This is a genomic window from Streptomyces sp. 71268 (assembly GCF_029392895.1).
Lineage (GTDB): Bacteria > Actinomycetota > Actinomycetes > Streptomycetales > Streptomycetaceae > Streptomyces.
On the sequence record NZ_CP114200.1, the window covers coordinates 7,923,283 to 7,940,481 of the forward strand.

At 73.9% G+C, this 17,199-nt stretch carries 12 protein-coding genes; 4 read left to right on the top strand and 8 right to left on the bottom strand.

The genetic code is table 11. The features are described 5' to 3' along the window. Positions 1–7 precede the first annotated feature (7 nt). Positions 8–1,291, top strand: coding sequence for a DUF6596 domain-containing protein (locus OYE22_RS31550; RefSeq protein ID WP_277324411.1), 1,284 nt, complete (start codon positions 8–10; stop codon positions 1,289–1,291). 51 nt (positions 1,292–1,342) lie between these two features. Here OYE22_RS31550 and def read toward each other — a convergent pair whose 3' ends face one another. Beyond that, positions 1,343–2,047: a peptide deformylase gene (gene def / locus OYE22_RS31555; RefSeq protein ID WP_277323607.1), complete on the bottom strand. Its 705-nt coding sequence runs from the start codon at positions 2,045–2,047 to the stop codon at positions 1,343–1,345. A gap of 168 nt (positions 2,048–2,215) precedes the next feature. Between def and OYE22_RS31560 the strand changes: the two genes are divergently transcribed. Continuing rightward, on the top strand, positions 2,216–2,731 hold the full coding sequence (locus tag OYE22_RS31560) for a winged helix-turn-helix domain-containing protein (RefSeq protein WP_277324412.1): 516 nt from the start codon (positions 2,216–2,218) through the stop codon (positions 2,729–2,731). 199 nt (positions 2,732–2,930) lie between these two features. On the opposite strand, the gene OYE22_RS31565 is transcribed toward OYE22_RS31560, so the two are convergent. Then, positions 2,931–3,584, bottom strand: coding sequence for a choice-of-anchor C family protein (locus OYE22_RS31565; RefSeq protein ID WP_277323608.1), 654 nt, complete (start codon positions 3,582–3,584; stop codon positions 2,931–2,933). 362 nt (positions 3,585–3,946) lie between these two features. On the opposite strand from OYE22_RS31565, the gene OYE22_RS31570 reads away from it, so the two are divergent. Further along, positions 3,947–4,516 carry a nucleoside deaminase gene (locus OYE22_RS31570; RefSeq protein WP_277323609.1) on the top strand — a complete coding sequence of 190 codons (570 nt, stop codon included), beginning with the start codon at positions 3,947–3,949 and terminating at the stop codon, positions 4,514–4,516. Positions 4,517–4,578: 62 nt separating this feature from the next. On the opposite strand, the gene OYE22_RS31575 is transcribed toward OYE22_RS31570, so the two are convergent. Further along, positions 4,579–4,986 carry a RidA family protein gene (locus OYE22_RS31575; RefSeq protein ID WP_277323610.1) on the bottom strand — a complete coding sequence of 136 codons (408 nt, stop codon included), beginning with the start codon at positions 4,984–4,986 and terminating at the stop codon, positions 4,579–4,581. Between the two features lie 496 nt (positions 4,987–5,482). On the opposite strand from OYE22_RS31575, the gene OYE22_RS31580 reads away from it, so the two are divergent. Then, positions 5,483–6,892 carry a polysaccharide lyase 6 family protein gene (locus OYE22_RS31580; protein ID WP_277323611.1) on the top strand — a complete coding sequence of 470 codons (1,410 nt, stop codon included), beginning with the start codon at positions 5,483–5,485 and terminating at the stop codon, positions 6,890–6,892. 89 nt (positions 6,893–6,981) lie between these two features. Here the strand turns inward: OYE22_RS31580 and OYE22_RS31585 are convergent, their stop codons facing one another. The 5 genes from OYE22_RS31585 to OYE22_RS31605 form a co-directional block, all read right to left on the bottom strand. Further along, complete coding sequence (locus OYE22_RS31585) at positions 6,982–7,776, bottom strand: N-formylglutamate amidohydrolase (RefSeq protein WP_277323612.1); 795 nt, start codon at positions 7,774–7,776, stop codon at positions 6,982–6,984. A 43-nt stretch (positions 7,777–7,819) separates the two neighbouring features. After that, on the bottom strand, positions 7,820–8,965 hold the full coding sequence (locus OYE22_RS31590) for a class I SAM-dependent methyltransferase (protein WP_277323613.1): 1,146 nt from the start codon (positions 8,963–8,965) through the stop codon (positions 7,820–7,822). Continuing rightward, the gene (locus OYE22_RS31595) at positions 8,962–13,146 is read right to left on the bottom strand and encodes an amino acid adenylation domain-containing protein (RefSeq protein ID WP_277323614.1); all 4,185 of its coding nucleotides are present in this window, start codon (positions 13,144–13,146) and stop codon (positions 8,962–8,964) included. Before OYE22_RS31595 ends, OYE22_RS31590 begins: the two co-directional genes overlap by 4 nt. Before the next feature lie 145 nt (positions 13,147–13,291). Continuing rightward, positions 13,292–15,325, bottom strand: coding sequence for a non-ribosomal peptide synthetase (locus OYE22_RS31600; protein ID WP_277323615.1), 2,034 nt, complete (start codon positions 15,323–15,325; stop codon positions 13,292–13,294). Between the two features lie 529 nt (positions 15,326–15,854). Next, positions 15,855–16,916 carry a chitinase gene (locus OYE22_RS31605; RefSeq protein WP_277323616.1) on the bottom strand — a complete coding sequence of 354 codons (1,062 nt, stop codon included), beginning with the start codon at positions 16,914–16,916 and terminating at the stop codon, positions 15,855–15,857. Positions 16,917–17,199 lie beyond the last annotated feature (283 nt).

A 17,199-nucleotide genomic window follows, 5' to 3' on the forward strand; every position in this document is an offset into this window, starting at 1 on the left:
CACACCAATCGCCACGACCCAGCGGTCTGCCGCGCGGGCGTCCGTGGAAGCGGTCTTCCGGGAAGAGCGCGGACGGCTGCTCGCCTCCCTCGTCCGCCGCTTCGGCGACCTCGACCTGGCCGAGGAGGTCACCTCCGAGGCCGTCGAAGCGGCACTGCTGCACTGGCCGACCGAGAGTGTCCCCACCCGCCCCGGCGCCTGGCTGCTGACCACCGCGCGGCGCAAGGCCGTCGACCGCCTGCGCCGCGACCAGGCGTACGCGGCCCGGCTTGCCGTTCTGCACGTGGAGGCGGAGCGGGCCGATCCCGCCCCGCCCGCCGACGCCGACGGGGAGTTGCCCGACGAGCGGTTGCAGATGTTCTTCACCTGTGCCCACCCTGCCCTGGCCGCCGAGGACCGCGTCGCGATCACCCTGCGTTGCCTGGCCGGCCTGACGACACCCGAGGTCGCGCGGGCCTTCCTGGTGCCGCCCGCGACGATGGCCCAACGGATCGTGCGGGCGAAGAAGAAGATCCGCGAGGCGCGCATCCCGTTCCGGGTGCCGGGCCCCGACGAACTGCCCGAGCGCCTGCCCGGCGTGCTCCAGGTCATCTACTCGGTCTTCACCGAGGGGTACGCGGCCAGCTCGGGCCCCGCGTTGCAGCGGCTCGACCTGGCGAGCGAGGCCGTCCGGTTGGCGCGCATCCTGCGCCGACTGCTGCCGGCCGAGCGCGAGGTGGCCGGCCTGCTCGCGCTGCTGTTGCTGGTCCACGCCCGGCGCGCGGCCAGGACCGGCCCGGACGGCGCGCTCGTCCTCCTCGACGAGCAGGACCGCACGCGCTGGGACCGGCCGATGATCGAAGAGGGCCGGGACCTGGTGGTGCGCGCGCTGCGAGGCGGGCCGCCCGGACCGTACGGCGTCCAGGCGGCCATCGCCGCCCTGCACGACGAGGCCGCCGACCTCGCCAGCACCGACTGGTCACAACTGGTGGCGCTCTACGACGTGCTGCTCGCGCTGACGCCGTCCCCCGTGGTGGCGCTGGGCCGGGCGGTGGCGGTGGCGATGCGCGACGGACCACTGGCGGGCCTGGCGCTGCTCGACGGCCTGGCCGGCGAACGACAGCTCCAGGCGTACCACCCGTACCAGGCCGCCCGTGGGGACCTGCTGCACCGGCTCGGCCGGCTGCCGGAAGCCGCAGCGGCCTACCGGCGGGCCCTCGCCCTGGCCGGCAGCAAGCCCGAACACGCCCATCTGCGAGTCAAGTTGAACGCGATCGTGCCATCCGACCCGCCGGACGGAGCCCGGCGATGAGCCTGCGGACCCGGTAACGGGACGGCAGGGGAGAGGGGCTGCCGGGCCGGCTCAGCGCTCCGGCGCGGCCGGCGTGGTGGGCGCTGCGCCCGGCGCGCGACCCAGCCTGGCCGCCTTGGCGGCCCGCTGGGCGAAGACCCGCTCGCGGCGGTCGGCCATCTGCCGCAGCGCGTCCTTCTGGTCCCGCTTGGCGAGGCGCTCCACGTACAGCCGCCCGTCGAGATGGTCGCTCTCGTGCTGGAGGCACCGGGCGAAGTACCCCGTCCCCTCGATGACCAGCGGCTTGCCGTCCCGGTCGACGCCGCGGACCACGGCGCGGTCCAGGCGGGGGACGTTCATGGTCGCCCCCGGTACGGACAGGCACCCCTCACCCTCGTCGATCAACTGCCGCCCGGTGGACGGGAGTTCGTCGAGCACCGGGTTGAAGATGTGTCCGACGTGGCGAACACCGTGGTCGTCGGGGCAGTCGTAGACGAAGATCCGCAGGTCCACGTCGACCTGGTTGGCGGCGAGGCCGGCGCCGTCGGCGGCGTGCATGGTCAGGAACATGTCGTCGATCAGGGCCGACAGCTCGGGCGTGCCGAAGTCGGTCACCTCCCGGCACGGGCGGTGCAGCACCTCCTCGCCCAGCACCGTGATGCGCCGGATCGCCCCGCGCTCCGCCTCGGGCGGCAGCGCCGGATAGGAGTCGACGGGCTGACCCTGCACCCGGACCCGACGGTCGACAGGGCCGGGCTGGTCGTCACGTACGGACACCGTGGACATCATCCTTCCTCAGCGTGAGAACGCCTGGGGGTGAGTGGCGAAGCCGGTGGCTGCTTGCCAAGGGCTTTGCAAAGTAGCAGACTTTGCAAAGTGACTGAAGAAGGTGTCAACGCGCCGGCGTCTGTGACGGCCGGCGGCCCCGCCCCCACCGCCGGCGGTCTGCCCGAGCATCGGGTGCGTCGGGCCCTGCTGGACCTGCTCGCCGAGGTGGGCACCGTCACGGCCACCGAGGCGGCCGAGCGGCTCGGTTACAGCTCCGGCCTGTGCTCGTTCCATCTGCGCCAACTCGCGCGCTACGGGCACATCGAGGAGGTCCCCCGGGCGGGCGGGCGAGCCCGGCCTTGGCGCCTGCGACAGGAGGCGGCGCCGGCCGATCCGTCCCCCGTGGCGGGGTTCGGGCAACTCGCCCGTGGGTTGGAGGACGAGAGCTACCAGCGGTGGCTGGCCCGGCGCGACCTGGCCCCGCCGGCGTGGCGGCGGGACGAGGCGTTCAGCGCGGTGGCCTACCTGACGCCCGAGGAGATGGGCGCGGTCGCCGATGCGGTGCGCCGGACGCTCGCCCCGTACCAGGACCGGGAGCAGCGGCCCGCGGCGCGTCCCGCCGGTGCCGAGCCGGTCGCCCTCATCGCCCGACTCTTCCCGCTGTTGCCCGACCCGGCGACCGAGGACGGCTGACGTCGTGAGGGCGGCTGACGACACGGAGGCGCTTGTCCGGGTGGGCCGGGGGCGGTTCGCCGTGGTTCGGCCAGGGAAGCGCGCGGGGCCCCGGCGTCCGGTGACGCCGGGGCCCCGCTGGGTCGTGCTGGTCAGTTGGGGTGTTGATGGCTGGTCGTCGGTTGGGCGGCCCCGGTGGGGCGGGGCCGCGCGAGTCCGGTCAGTGCTTGTCGGTCGCTCCCCGGTCGCAGGAGCAGGAACAGCAGGCGGCCCGGACCACCACGTCGTCGATCACCGGGCCCTGCGCGCTGTTGGCCGTGGTGCTGGCGAAGGAGAGGGTGGTGGAGGTGGACCGGGCGACGAAGGTGACCTGGCGTCCCACGTAACCCATGTTCGTCCTGGTCTTGCCGGTGATGTCGAAGGTGAAGTCCTGGATGGTCTGCCCGTCGATAAGGACGCGACCCGTCTTGACCGGCGAGTCGCCGGGGTTGCCGGCGAGGGCGTAGGTGATCGAGTACGTGGTGCCGGGGGTGGTCGGGAACGTCTGGCTGATCGTTCCCGGCGCCCCGCCGTTGAGGTCGACGGACTGGTTCCGCTCCGCCGCCTGCCAGAATCCGCGTCCGATGTGGTCCACGTTGCCACGAGTGACGGTCCACGGGCCTATTGTCCCGCCCGTCGTCACGTTGGTGAACCTGTTCGCGGGCACCGTGGGGTACTCGAAGCTCCCGTCGTCGACGCCGCGGGTCTGGCTGGCAGGCTTCGTCGTGCTGGTCGCGCTGTGCTGGTGGCTCGTTGTGGCCTGCGTGGCGCCGGCGGCGGCACCGAGCAGTCCGAGGGCGGCGATCACCGTCACGTACGGTCGTGCGGACACCATGTCCTCCCGGGTTTCGACAGCTTGGACAGAGCACCGTGAACTCTGGCCCCTGCCCCTGGCATGGGCCACCCCTCGGGCGAGGGCGCGCCGACGCACGAGAATGCTACGGGCGCCGGGCGGGCGCCGGCCGTGTGCTCCCACAAGCCGGCGCCCAGGGGTGGGTTTCGGACACCCGTTGGGGGCGGCCTGGCCGGGGCGCACCCCGGCTCCCGGCGGTCTCGCACCCGCGAGCGGCGGGGGCGTTGGGCCGGGGCCGGGGCAGGCCGACGAAGTTGCCGTCCCGACCCCATCGCATATGGTCGTAAAAGGGGCTTACCGGGCATCTGTGCGACGGGCTGAGCGCGTCGGGACGGAGACAGGGCATGTCAAAGCACCTGCGTTTTATGGCCGAGGCCGTGCGGTTGGCGACGGAGTCGGTGGAGAACAACTGGGGCGGCCCGTTCGGGGCGGTCATCGTCCGGGACGGGAAGATCGTCGCCCGGGGCCAGAACCGGGTCCTGCTGACCGCGGACCCCACCGCGCACGGCGAGGTCGAGGCCATCCGCAAGGCCATCCAGATCCTCAACCCGTCGGCACCCTCGGTCGCCAAGAACCGTCAGGACGCCAGCACGCTCAAGCTCATCCCGCGCGAGGAGGGGTCGCCCGACCCGCTCCCCAGGCGGGCCCGCATGCTCAAGGGGTGCACGATCTACACCAGCGGCGCGCCCTGTCCGATGTGCATGAGCGCCATCTACTGGGCACGGCTGGACGCCGTCTACTTCGCCTGCGACCTCAAGGCCACCGCGGAGATCGGCTTCAGCGACGCCTACCAGTACGAGGACTTCAAGAAGCCGCTCGACCAGCGCCTCATCCCGATCAGGCAGATCCTCCCCGAACTCGGCGCCATCCCCTACGCGGCGTGGAAGCACAAGCCGGACAAGCACCCGTACTGACCGGGCGCTCGGGCGCCGGTTCGCGGGGGAGGGGTGGGCGCGCCGGGTGAGCGCGGCGTCGGTCAGTCGATGACGGCGGTGGCCTCGATCTCCACCAGGTGCTCGGGCACGTCCAGCGCCGCGACGCCCAGCAGGGTGCCCGGCGGCACCGGGGTGGCTCCCAGTCGCGCGCCCGCGCGCATGGCGCCCTCCAGGAACAGGGGCATCTTGTCGGGCGTCCAGTCGACGACGTAGACGGTGAGCCGGGTCACGTCGGCGAAGGTGGCGCCGACCGAGGCCAGGGCGGTGTTGACGTTGAGGTAGCACTGCTCGACCTGGGCGGCGAGGTCACCCACGCCGACCGTGTTGCCCTCGGCGTCCCAGGCGACCTGGCCCGCGACGGAGATCAGCTTCGACCCGGTGGCGATGGACACCTGCCGGTACGCGTCGACCGCCGGCAGTCCGCTGGGGTTGGTCAGGGTGATGGCCATGGTGCGCGTCTCCTCGTCGTACGGGCCCCGCGGACGCACGTCCGCCGATCCACGGCGCCCTTGGTCTCTCGTGGTTACTGGATGACTGTAGGAGAGTGGCCGCTGACATGGGAGAACGCACTTTTCGGTGACTCGGGAACCTCCCGGTGACCCAGCCGCTCAGCGGCCCGCCCGAGGAGCGAATCCGTCGGACGGCCGAGCCCCGGCGCGGGATGGTCCCGCCGCGCGCGGCGTCGGGGGCGGCGTGCGCGAGGCGGGGGCAGGGCGGCGCGCGCGGCCCCGGCGCCCGAGATGTCGCCGGCGTTAGCGGCACGTCAGCGGAACGGCAGCACCGGGCCCGAAGCTGTGGTCAGACAGGTCTCGGCCGTGGGACGTGGATGGGCACCGGGTGACCGGCGCCCACCCACGTCCCCTCGGTCGCGGCCCGTACCCGCCGCTCAGTGGCGGGCTCGGCCACCCCGTCGACCCGCACCGTCCCGTTCCCCCAGGAGGCACCATGCACAGACGCACCTTTCTCGCCGGCACCGTGTTGGGCGCCGCGGTCCTCACGGCCGTGCTGCCGGCCAGCGCGTCGGCGGCGCCGGTCACCTCCCTGAAGGAGCTGCAGAGCGCGATCGACCGCGCGGCGCCCGGCGCCCGCATCGTCGTGGCCAACGGGACGTACACCGTTCCCTCGGGCGGCATCCGGGTGTCCGGCAAGCACGGCACGACCAGCGCGCCCATCACCATCACCGCGGAGTCGCGCGGCGGCGTGGTGCTCAAGGGGGAGCGCGGCTTCGTCTTCGACGCGTCGAGCAACGTCACCGTCAGCGGCTTCGCCTTCCGGCAGTCCACCAGCCTGGAGATCCCGGGGAGTTGCCAACGCATCCGGCTGACCCGCAACGACTTCCAGCTCGCGGACCTGACCAAGCTGTACTGGGTGGTGGTGCGGGGCGACGACACCAAGATCGACCGCAACCACTTCCACCACAAGACCACCTCGGGCATCTTCGTTGTGATCGACGGGCCGGACGAGGCCACCATGGCCCAGCGGTCGCACATCTTCCGCAACCACTTCTCCGACCACAGCTTCAGCGGCCTCAACGGCGGCGAGGCGATCCGGCTCGGCGTCAGCAGCCGGGCGCTGGCCAGCGCGAACGCGGTGGTGGAGTACAACCTCTTCGAGCGGTGCGACGGGGACCCCGAGGCCATCTCGGTGAAGTCGTCGGACAACACCATCCGATACAACACGATCCGCGACAGCCGGGGCGGCATCGTGCTGCGCCACGGCAACCGCTCAACGGTCGAGGGCAACTACCTGATCGGCGGGGCCGACGGGGTGCGCGTCTACGGCAACGACCACCTGATCGTCAACAACTACCTCAGTGGGTTGTCGGACGACGCCCTGGTGATCGGCAGCGGCAGCACCCGCGACCACCACCCCGGCGAGAGCGAGGACGAGCGGCGCGGCCACGACGCCTGCGACCGCGCGGTGATCGCGCACAACACCCTGCTGAACAACCGCGGCACGCTCTCCAGCGACGGCAAGCCGCACGAGCCCCGCGACGTGGTGGTCGCCGACAACCTCCTGGTGGGCGACGTGGGCAGCCTCGTCGCGGTGCCGAAGTCCACCGGCTTCACCTGGCAGAGCAACATCCTGTGGGGCGCGGCGTCCAACGGCACCGTTCCCACCGGCGGTTACACCCGCGTCGACCCCCGGCTGCGCAAGGCGTCCGACGGGATCTACCGGCTCGCGGCGGGCAGCCCGGCGATCGGCGCCGCCACGCTCAAGAGCCCGGCCGTGGCCGAGGACATCGACGGCCACCCGCGCGGCGACAAGCGCGACATCGGTGCGGACGAGTACGCGACGGCAGCCCCCGTACGCGCCCCCCTCACCCCGGCGGACGTCGGCCCGAACGCCGCGTGAGCGGCCACCGCTGACCGCCCGTGCCGCCTGTCGGCCCGCCCCGCGCCTTCGGGGCGGGCCGACGGGCGGCGCTCCACTACACCCGCCCGTCAGGCGGACACCCGCGCGACGAGGTCGGCCAGCGCCTCGGCCAGCGCGTCCAGGCCGGGGCCCGCGGGCCCGCCCGGCTCGGCCATGTACAGGTCGCGCCGGATCTCCACCATGAGCGCGCTGACCGTCGCGTCCTTCCCGTAGTACGGCAGCGGCACGTACGTCCCCGCGAAGGGGCTGTCCAGGCCGACGCCGCCGAACCCCGCGAACGCCCGCCGGGCCGCCGCCAGCAGCGGGGCCGGCGTGTGGAAGGCGTCCGTGCCGAGGCAGATCGGCGGGCGCGGACCCGCGCCGTGCAGTTCGTAGGGCAGGGGCCTGGACGGGTACGAGTGGACGTCGATGATCACGGCACGCCCGACGGCGGCCAGCCGGTCGGCCACCGCGTCGGTCATGGCCTTGGCGTACGGGTGGAAGTAGCGCTCGACCAGGGGGCGCCCGTCGAAGTCGGCCGGGCGCAGGTCGGCCTGGTGCGTGGTGCGGGTGTAGACCGCGCCCATGCCGCGGCTCAGCATCTCCTCGCGCTCGTCGGGGAACCGTTCGGGGTCGACGACCAGGCGGGAGAGCTGGTTGACGAACCGCCAGGGGGCGGGGTGCGCCCTCTCGGCCGCGCGGGCGGCGACGCGCGCCGTGTGGGCGTCGGTGATGTGGTCCAACTCGATCGCCAACTCCCGGTCGTTAAGCACGATCCCGGCGCGGACGGCCGCGGGCACGGTCCGTGAGGAGTGCGGGACGTGCAGGAGCACGGGGGAGTCGGGTGCTCCCGGATGGAGCTGGAAGGGGGCGGCGGTGGGCATGCGTTCCTCGCTGGGCGTCCGGTACTGGTGCGTTCTCCCGCAATCATCGGCCCCGGTCGCCGCGCGGGCCCGCCGCCGTGGGTTCGGTGGGGGCGGTCGTTCGGCGGTCCAGGAAGCGGCTGCCGGCGACCCGGGGCGCGCACTGCCGCAGGCTGTCGCCCCGACCGGCCGCCAGGCTGAACCCGGTCGGGCGCAGTCTCAGCTCCAGCACCTGGAGCTGGCGCGGGTTCGACAGTCCGGTCAGCCGGTCGGCCAGCTCGTACGGGAGGGACTCCGCGCCGGTCACGCACAGGTAGGGGTCGTCCTCCAGCCCGGCCAGGTCGACGAACCGGCTGCCGCCCTCGTAGTTCACGCTGAACGCCGACACCCAGTCCAGGTCGAGACCGGCCAGCAGCCCGGGCAGGTCGCCGAAGCGCCAGGCGTGCACGACGGGGTGCAGGTAGGCGTCCGCGTCGATGACGTGCCGGGTCTCGGCGGTCGCGGCGCTCTCGCTGTTGGCGCCGTAACGCCCCTCGGCCAGCGTGAGCCCGAGGGCCCGTACGGTCTCCAGCCCCGACCCGGTGCCCGAGGCGTCGTCGAGCAGGCGGACCAGCTCCCGGTCGAGCAACCGGTCGTGTTCGCCGAGCGCGTGGTAGAGCCACAGGTACAACAGGCCGTCGTCCGCGAGCCGCTCGACCAGCCAGCGCAGACCGGCCCGCGGGTCGGGCAGGTGGTGCACGAGGCCGGTGCACACGACGAGGTCGAACGTTTCGGGCAAGGTCAGGCCCGGCACCAGGCCCTGCCGGAACTCCACGTTGCGCACCCCGTGCCGGTCGGCCAACGCGCGGGCGACGGCGAGCGACGCGGCGGAGGCGTCCACTCCGACGAACCGGGCCTCGGGGTGGCCCTTGGCGAGGGCGACCAGGCGGTGGCCGGTGCCACAGCCCGCGTCCAGGACGCGCCGCTCGCCGAGCCGCCCGTCCGCCAGCAGGAACCCCATCGCGTTGGCCACGTCGTGCAGGAGCCCGGACTCCGCGGTGGGGGAGGGATAGGGGAAGCGCTCGTACAGGCGGCGCACCTCCGCCCTCCGCGTCTCCGCCTCCCGCACTTCCGGCCGCCCCGCGCCCTGTTCGGCGGCCGGCCGCCCCGCGTCCCGCTCGGCCGCCGGCTGCCGTGTGGTCTCGGCGCCCATCTCGTCGCGCGCGTTCATGGCGTCCTCCCGATGTGCGGTCGGCTCAGTAGTCGCCGGGCGGCCAGCGCGACATGGGGCGGACGCATCATGCCGTAGTGGTCGGTTTCGACCGTGTCGGTGCTCCAGCCCCCGCGCGTCCAGAGCGCCCAGTCCGTGTCCGCGACGGTGTCGGTGCGGATGGTCTCCCGGGCGTAGACGGCGTGCACCGGCGCCCGCAGCCGGAACGAGGGACGCCAGCCGCGGAACAGGTCGCTCTGGTGGCGGATGGTGCGGAAGTTGTGTTCCAGGGCGTTCCGGTCCGCCTCGCCGAGCGGCCCCGCGAGGTCCCAGGCCCGGCGCAGCGCCGCCTCGTCCGCGGTGGCGCCCTCCGGGACGACGTCGAGGACGCGCCGGAGGGCCGGCGTGTCGACAGCACCGTAGGTGGCGTTGAGGGCCAGCCGCAGCGACTCCCGGTCGCCCTCCGGCTCCCGGCCGCCGATCCCGCAGTCCCACAGCTCCACCGCCGTGACCTCGACCCCGCGCCGCTCCAGGGCGTCGGCGACGGCGAGCGCGGCGAGCCCGCCCAGGGACCAGCCGAACAGGGCGAGCGCGCCCACCCCCGGCCGCTCGACCAACGCGGCGGCGTAGCGCCGCGCCAGGTCGTCGACGGTGTCGGGCTCTGCCCCCGCGCCGGACATCGCCGGCGACCGCACGCCCCACACCGGCAGCGTCCGCGGCAGCAGGCGCAGCAGCGGTTCGTACGCGTGCAGGGTGCCGCCCAGCGGATGGACCAGCACCAGCGGGACGGTGTCGGGTGCCGAGCCGGCGGGCCCGGTCGGCGCAAGTGGTACGACCAGTCCACGGCCGGGGGTCCGCGTCCGCCCGGCGGGTGTGGTCTGCCGGCCGTCGGGGCGCGGCGCGGCCGTCGCCCCCGGCCCGGAGTCCGGGCCCGGGGCCGCGTCGGGCGTCGCTTCCGGGGCGGTGCCGGCGAGCGCGGCCTCCATCGCGGCCAGGGTGCGGTGCTCGAAAATGACGCGCAACGGCAGCCGCACGCCGAGCGTCGCCCGCGCCTCCCGGGCCAACTGGGTGGCCAGCAGGGAGTGGCCGCCCAACGCGAAGAAGTCGTCGTCGTGGCACACGCTCTCGCGCCGCAACAGACGGCACCACAGGGCGGCCAGCGGACCGTCGGCCGGGCCGGCCGTCGACCCCGCGTCGGCGGTGGGCCCGCCCGCCTCGCGCCGCGCGGCGATCAGGGCGTGCAGCGCCGGCCGGTCGAGCTTGCCCGCCGCGGTGCGGGGCAGCGCGTCCACGACGTGGCAGGCGGCCGGCACCATGTACGCCGGCAGGCGCGCGGCGGCGTAGGCGCGCACCGCTTCCGGTGCCAGGCCGGGCCCGGCCGGGACCAGGCAGCCGACGAGCACCGGCCGCTCCGTCGACGTGTCGACCACCGTGGCCGCCGCGTCGGCCACCAGGGGCGCGCCGCGCAGCGTCTCGGCCACCTCGTCCAGTTCGATGCGGTGCCCGCGCAGCTTGATCTGGCCGTCGCGGCGGCCCAGGAACTCCAGGGTCCCGTCGGCCCGCCAGCGGGCCAGGTCGCCCGTGGCGTAGGCCCGGCGGCCGTCGGGCAGGGTGACGAAGCGCTCCCCGGTCAGGTCCGGTCGCCCGTGGTAACCGACGGCGAGTTGCGGCCCGGACAGGTACAGCTCGCCGGGGAAGCCGCGCGGCACCGGGCGCCGGTGGCGGTCCATCACCTGGGCCGTGACCCCGGCCAGCGGCCGGCCGATGACGGGTCGTGGGTGGGCGGGCCCGATCGGGCAGCCCGTGGCGTTCACGGTGAACTCGGTCGGCCCGTACACGTTCACGGCCCGCACCGGGCCGCTGGCCAGCCGGTCCCACAGCCCCTGCGGGACGGCCTCGCCGCCGAGTACCAGGAGTCGCGGGGCCGGCTTGCCGGGGGCGAGGAGGCCGGCGCGGACCAGGTGCTGGGCGTGCGTGGGCGTGGCGTCCAGCAGGTCGACGCGGTGGGCGCGCAGGAAGGCCACGAACGCCTCGCCATCGGAGCGCAGCGCGCTCGGCACGGGGTAGAGGGTGTGGCCCGAGCCGAGCAGCAGGGTGGACTGCCAGGAGGCGTCGAAGGACGGCGACGCGTTCTGGGCGACGCGCAGCGGCTCCCCGTCCGCCCGCGCTCCGGTGCCGTCGGCCTCCTCCCGCGAGACGTTCTCCAAGTCAGCGAAGGCCAGTTGGCGCATCGCCTGGCCGAAGGCGGCGAGGCTGCCGTGCCGCACCGCCACCGCCTTGGGCTGCCCCGAACTGCCGGAGGTGAAGATGATGTACGCGGTGTCGTCCGGCGTGGCATCGACGGACTCCGGGCCCGCGTCGGCCATGGCGTCGGGCCGTGGCGGCTCCGTCCAGCGCAGCCGTCGTACGCCGGGCGGAGCGAACGCGTCGTCCTGCTCCTCCTCAAGGACCAGCACCCGCACCTCCGCCGCCTCCACCAGGTGCCGCAGCCGCAGGGCCGGCAGGTCCGGGTCGAGCGCCACGCACACCGCGCCGACCCGCCACGCCCCGAACACGGCGGCGATCCGCCGCTCCGGGCGGGCGGCGAGGATGCCGACCGCCGTGCCCCGGCCGACCCCCGCTGCCCGCAACCGTCGGCCCAACGCTCCGGCCCGCGCGTCGAGTTCGGCGTACGTGAGCACGGTCGGGGCGCCGCTGCCCGGGGCCGCTACCACGGCCGGCCGCTCGGGGTGGAGCAGGGCGCGCTCGCGCACGGCCTCGGGCAGCAGGGCCCAGCGCGGCGGCTTGAGCGGCTCGCCCTCCGCCAGGGCCGTCACCTCGCGCCGCGCCTCCCCGTCGGTCAGCGGAAGCTCGTCCCACACCAACGCGTCCAGCGCCGCCCCCGCCCGCACGCCGGCCACCACCGTCGCGAACGCCGCGGCCAGGCTGGTGGCCGTCCGTTCGTCGTACAGCTCGGTGGCGTACTCCAACTCGCTCGGCGTGCCCGGCGCGGCGCTGAGGTGGAAGGTGAGTTCGGACTTGGCGGTGCCGGTGTGCACGGCCAGCCGGGTGGCGGACGCGCCGGCGAGGGTGAGTTCCGCCGGCTCGTACTGGAGCTCAAGGGCGACCTGCAACAGCGCCGGCCGGCCGCCGCCCCGCGCCTCGGCGGCGGCGAGGATGTCGTCGAACTCGCAGCCGGTGTGCGAGATCGCCGCGAGCACCACGTCGTGCGCGTGGCGCACCGCGTCGGCGACCGTGCGCCCCGGTGGTACGCGCAGCCGCAGCGGGATGGTCTTGAGGAAGTAGCCGACGGCCTCCTCGGCCTCGGCCTCCGCCCGCACGTTGACCGTGGTGCCGATCACGACGTCCTCGGCGTCGGCCAGCGCGCCGACCACGCGCGCCAACGCGGCCAGTGCCAGCGCGAACGGCGGGGTACGCAGTTCGGCCGCCGCCGCGCGGGCCGAGGCGAACCAGTCGGGCGGCAGCGGGATCGGGACGCGGTGGCCGGTGCGCCGCGGCGTGGCCGGCTCGGGCCGGTCGGTGGGCAGCGGCATGCGCGCGGGCACGCCGGCCAACCGCCGCTCCCAGTAGGCGCGGTCGGCGGCGAGCTGCTCGGGGCTCACGGACGACGCCAGCTCTTGTTGGGCACAGTGCGCCGCCACGACGGTGGGTGGCGCGGCGTCCCGCGCGTACGCCTCCCCGATCTCGGCGAAGAACAGGCCCAGCGAGTAGCCGTCGCAGACCAGGTGGTGCAACACCACCACCAGGACCCATTCCTGGTCGGCGCACCGGAGCAACCCCGCCCGGGCCAGCGGCCCCCGTTCGAGGTCGAAGGGGCGCCGGGCGGCGGTCGCGGCCCACTCCTCGGCCAGGTGCCGGGCGGACCCGGGGCCGTGGGCGCGCAGGTCGCGCTCCTCCAGCGGGAACGGGTGGGGGGCCAGGACGGCGATCCGCGGGTCGTGGTCGTCGCCGACCACGACCGTGCGCAGGGCGGCGTGCCGCTCGTACACGGCGTCCAGGGCGCGGCGCAGCGCCCCGGTGTCGAGTGGTCCGCGCAGCACGAAGGCGGCGGGCTCGTTGTAGAGGGCGCTGTCCGCCGCCACGCGGGAGGCGAGCCAGAGCGGGCGCAGCAGCGCGGGCAGCGGCGCCGTGGCGCCGGCGTGGTCCCGCTCGGCGGGGCGCGGTGCCGGCGTGCCGGGCGGACTGGTCGATGGGCAGGTCATGCGGCATCACCTCCAGTGCGGATGGACGAGGGCGGCGGCGCGTACGGGAGGCCGGGACCGGCCCGCCGACCGGTTGACCGGACGGACAGCTCGGCTGGCTGGTTGGCTGACTGACCGGCCGGGTCACAGGTGGGCGGGGCGTGGCTCACCGTGGGTGGGGGTGGTCACCGAGGCCGGCCCGTTCCGCGTCGATCAGCTCGGCGAGTTGGCGCACGGTCGGCCGGTTCATGACGTCCAGGGTGGAGACGCGCACGCCGAACCGCTTCCTGATGGCGGCGACCATGCGCATGACGAGGAGGGAGTGGCCGCCCAGGGCGAAGAAGTCGTCATCGAGCCCGGGGCGCGGAACGTCCAGCAACTCCTGCCACAGGGAGCCCAGTTGACCCCGTGTGTCCGCCGTCACCGGCCCGCCGTTCCCACCCTCCGCCGCGCCCGCGCCCGAGCCCGAGCCAGCGACCGCGCCCGTACCTGATTCCGCGTCCCGGCCCGCCGAGGGAGCCTCCAGGACCTTGACCAGGGCGGCGTGGTCGATCTTCCCGTTGGGCGTCCGGGGCCATTGCCGTACGTGCGCGAACGCGCTGGGCACCGCGTGCTCGGGCAGCGTCGCCCGCGCGTGCGCGTGCAGGTCGTCGGGGACCGGGGGCGTGTCGCGGGCCGTCTGGACGTGCGCCACCAGCCGTGGCCCGTCGGCATCCGGCCGGGCGACCACCACGGCGTGCACGACCTCGGGATGCTCGGTGAGGCAGACCTCGACCTCGCCGGGCTCCACGCGGTGGCCCCGGATCTTGACCTGGCGGTCGGCGCGCCCCGAGAGCTCAAGCACGCCGTCGGGCCGCAGCCGGCCGAGGTCCCCGGTGCGGTAGAACCGGGCGCCCGGCGGCCCGTACGGGTCGGGCCGAAAGCGCTCGTCAGTGAGGTCCGGCAGTCGGTGGTAGCCCCGGGCCACCTTGTCGCCGCCGATCCAGACCTCGCCCAATCGCCCGGCGGGCACCGGCCGTAGTTCGGTGTCGAGCACGTGCAGCGTGGTGCCCGGCAGCGGGCGGCCCACCGGCACCGCGCGCCCGTCGCGCGGGTCGAAGCGGTGGCCCGTGGACCAGACGGTGGTCTCGGTGGGGCCGTAGAGGTTCCACACCGACGCGCAGCGCGCGCGGAGTTCCGTCGCCAGCGGCACCGGCAGCGGCTCGCCGCCGCTCAGGGCGACCCGCAGGCCGCCCGCCCAGCCGGCCTCAAGAAGCGCCCGCCACACCAACGGAGTCGCCTGCCCGATGGTGGCACCGCCGGCGGTGAACAGGTCCGCCAGCGCGTGCGGGTCGCGCACCTCGATGTCCGTGGCCAGCAGCACCGCCGCGCCGCGGACCAAGGGCAGGAACAGGTCGGCGATCAGCGGGTCGAAGGACGGTGACGTCACACAGGCCCACACGTCACCCGGGGCCGGCCGCACCACCGAGGTCATCGCCAACACACCCCGCAGCAGGCAGCGCTGGTCGACCGCCACCCCTTTGGGCCGGCCCGTCGAACCGGAGGTGTACATCACGTACGCGAGGTCGTCCGGCCCGGCCGGGGCCCGCTCGTACCGCACGCGCGCCGGGCTCGGGGCGTCGCACAGTACGACGTCCGGGCTCGCTACGCCGTCGCCGCCGGCGGACCCGGCGGTCGCGGCGTCCGCCGCGCGCTCCGCGAGGCGCGCGACGCTCACCACCACCGTGGCCCTGGAGTCCGCGAGCATGTGCCGGCGCCGTGCGGCGGGGTACGACGGGTCGAGCGGCACGAACGCGTGCCCCGCCTTCAGTACGCCGAGCAGCGCCACGACGAGGTCGACCGAGCGGTCCACCAGAACGGCGACGGGCTGCCCGGGCCCGCCCGGTTGCCCGCCGAGCCGCTCGGCGAGCCGGTCGCTGGCCCGGTCCAGCTCCGCGTACGTCAGACGGCGAGTCCCGCAACGTACGGCGAGCGCGGTCGGGGTGCGGCGCGCCTGGTCGACCACCAGCTCGTGGAACAGCCGTTCCCCGTCCAGCAGCGGTGTGGCCGCGTCGGCGCGGTGATCGCTGTCGGTGTCGGCGGTGTCGGCGGCGCCGGTGCCAGTGTGCGTGCCGGTGTCGGTGATGGTGTTGGCTTCGGCGGCGGTGTGCGCCCCGGCCCGTCCTCGCTCGGGCTCGGGCTCGGGTAATTCGCCGATCATCGCGCGTCCCCGCGGTATTCCCGCGCGGCGTGGTGCACGGCCCCGGACCTCGCTGTCATCGGACCACTCCTGATGTCAAAGATCACCGTGTCAAGAACTCTCGATACCCGACGCCCTGCTCCAACACACGCCGGAACACGCCATGTTGGGTAACCGTGAAAAAGCTCGACGACGGCGGATATCCGGCCGATGAGCGGTGGCCGAATAAGGGTGATCCAGGAATTCCTCCGCGCAAGGGGAGATCGGGAATGGGAACGGAATTCCCTGGTCGCCGTGGCATGTTCCCGAACCCGTTCTCCGACGCGCTCTTTTCCCGCTCCGGCCGCTTTCCGGAAATCCCCGGGGGTGCTCCGGCGGGAGTCGTCTTCGCGGGTGGGGCGGGCGGGTCCCGTGGGAGCGGTGAGGCGAGGAGTCGCCGTGGAGGGTCCGCCGGGCACGGCGAAGCCGACCCGCGCCGGGGCCGTGTGGCGCGGGTCGGCTCGTGTGGGGGACGGCGGGGCGCCGTCCCTGGTGTGGGCGCTCGGCCGGGTCAGCGCCCCTGGAGGGACTTGACGTTGTTGCCGAAGCTCCAGGACCGGCTGCCGTCCCAGTTGATGGACCAGGTCATCAGGCCCTTGAGGCCACCGCTGTACTTGCCCCACGCCTGGCTCACCAGGCTCGGCGACATGTAGCCGCCGCCGGCGCCGGGCTGGGCGGGCAGCCCGGGAACCTGCTTGTCGTAGGGGACCTTGATGGTGGTGCCCTGGATGACCAGGCCCTTGTTGAGGCAGTCGGTCTGCGCGGTGAAGCCCTGGACCGTGCCGGCCTGGTACGAGTCACCGGAGCAGCCGTACATGCTGCCGTTGTAGTACTGCATGTTCAGCCACCACAGCCGGCCGTTGTCCGCGTACTTCTTGATGATCGGCAGGTAGGCGCCCCAGATCGAGCCGTAGGTGACGCTGCCGCCGGTGACGTACGCCGTCTCGGGGGCCATCGTCAGGCCGAAGTTGGACGGCATCTTGGCGAGCACGCCGTCGATGATGCGGATCAGGTTGGACTGCGAGGCGGAGAGCTGGTTGATGTTGCCGCTGCCGGTGAGGCCCGTCTCGATGTCGATGTCGATGCCGTCGAAGTTGTACTTCTTCAGGATCGGCACCACCGTCTCGACGAACCGGTCGGCGACCTTGCTGGAACTGAGGTCGATGCCGGCCGCTGCGCCGCCGATGGACATCAGCAGCGTGGCGCCGTTGGCCTTGGCGTCGCACATCTCGGCCGGCGTCGAGACCTTCACCGTCGCGTCCATCCCGTCCTCCCACAGGACGGTGCCGTCCGAGCGGATGACCGGGAACGCGGCGTTGATCACGTTGTAGCCGTGGTCGCGGATGCGCTTGTCGTTGATCGGGACCCACCCGAAGGGCGGGTGGACGCCGTTGGCCGCGCCGTCCCAGTTCTCCCAGTAACCCTGGAGCACCTTGCCGGTGGGCCTGGACTTGACCTCGCAGGTGTCGGCGCGTGGGGTGTCAGGCGTCTCGGCCGCCTGGGCGGCGGGTACTTGGGCGGCGAAGGCCAGCGCGAGGCCGACTCCCAGCAGGCGTAACGTCCGACCGATCATGCTGTGCTCCCTTCTGGCCGCGAACATCGGCACCGGATGGGCGCGCGGTCCGCGGTGGCGTGTCTTCGGGCACGTACGTGGGGACCGCCGGGCGCAGCCGTGCCGGTGTGCGGCAGTGGGTGTGCACATGACACGTGAGGAGGCGTGGGGGAAGGCACGCGTACCTCCTGAGCCGGGGGTGGACCCGAAGATGGGGCATGGGTGTGTGGTGGGCCACACGGTAAGTTGGTCCAGACCTCTCGTCAAGAGGTCTGGACCATGCCGAAAGAGGGGTTGCTCAGCA

What these genes read in the sequence shown, in the direction of transcription:
- OYE22_RS31565 (WP_277323608.1), bottom strand. Translation starts at nt 3,584, where the DNA reads ATGGTGTCCGCACGACCGTACGTGACGGTGATCGCCGCCCTCGGACTG.
- OYE22_RS31570 (WP_277323609.1), top strand. Translation starts at nt 3,947, where the DNA reads ATGTCAAAGCACCTGCGTTTTATGGCCGAGGCCGTGCGGTTGGCGACG.
- OYE22_RS31575 (WP_277323610.1), bottom strand. Translation starts at nt 4,986, where the DNA reads ATGGCCATCACCCTGACCAACCCCAGCGGACTGCCGGCGGTCGACGCG.
- OYE22_RS31580 (WP_277323611.1), top strand. Translation starts at nt 5,483, where the DNA reads ATGCACAGACGCACCTTTCTCGCCGGCACCGTGTTGGGCGCCGCGGTC.
- OYE22_RS31585 (WP_277323612.1), bottom strand. Translation starts at nt 7,776, where the DNA reads ATGCCCACCGCCGCCCCCTTCCAGCTCCATCCGGGAGCACCCGACTCC.
- OYE22_RS31590 (WP_277323613.1), bottom strand. Translation starts at nt 8,965, where the DNA reads ATGAACGCGCGCGACGAGATGGGCGCCGAGACCACACGGCAGCCGGCG.
- OYE22_RS31595 (WP_277323614.1), bottom strand. Translation starts at nt 13,146, where the DNA reads ATGACCTGCCCATCGACCAGTCCGCCCGGCACGCCGGCACCGCGCCCC.
- OYE22_RS31600 (WP_277323615.1), bottom strand. Translation starts at nt 15,325, where the DNA reads ATGATCGGCGAATTACCCGAGCCCGAGCCCGAGCGAGGACGGGCCGGG.
- OYE22_RS31605 (WP_277323616.1), bottom strand. Translation starts at nt 16,916, where the DNA reads ATGATCGGTCGGACGTTACGCCTGCTGGGAGTCGGCCTCGCGCTGGCC.